The organism is Oleiphilus sp. HI0079, from assembly GCF_001635105.1.
In genome coordinates this window covers 1-559 of record NZ_LWFT01000546.1, presented here as the reverse complement: position 1 = coordinate 559, position 559 = coordinate 1, and the positions used below count along the sequence as shown (strand labels likewise).

The window sequence follows — 559 nt, the reverse complement described above, 5'->3', positions numbered from 1 at the left end:
TGCCTTTAAGCGTATGAAAAGCACGGCGTAGCTCCGTCAGGGCCTCCTTATCATCATAGTTTTCTACAAGACGTGGTAGGTAGGCTTGAATCGTTTCATTCACTTCTTCCGATTCTTCAATGAAGATTTCAAGTATTTCTTCGTCGATCAAATCGTCATCATCTTCAACCGATTCTGCAACCTCCATAACAGGCGGCTGCTCAACATCTTCAGGCACATCCTCGACAATGGATTGCTCCATTTCCGGAAGTTGATCAGTTGGCTCGACTGCAGGCTGCTCTTCGATTGCCGGCTCTTGATGCATTGATCGCTCATCAGGAGATTCTGGATCAATGCCCGGGGAAGCGCTGCTATTATCAAATACGCGAGCGATAGAGTTCTCAAGCTGACGCGCAAGCTCGGACTCTGCACCCTTAGAAAAGTCTGCCAACAAGCCGGAAAGATGCTCTCTCACGGAGTCGACAGCATTCAATTCCTCTAAACTGATACTTAGGCTTTGGTCAACACGAGAGTTCAGCCTTGATTCAACAGCCCAGGCTAAAGTAGCCATGTCCTCCGC

1 protein-coding gene is annotated in these 559 nt (G+C 48.5%); it reads right to left on the bottom strand.

Features of this window, described 5'->3' with window-relative positions; all coding sequences use genetic code 11:
* A partial coding sequence (locus A3750_RS27190; protein WP_156498490.1) for an Hpt domain-containing protein occupies window positions 1-550 on the bottom strand: 550 nt, incomplete at its 3' end.
* Window positions 551-559: the final 9 nt, after the last annotated feature.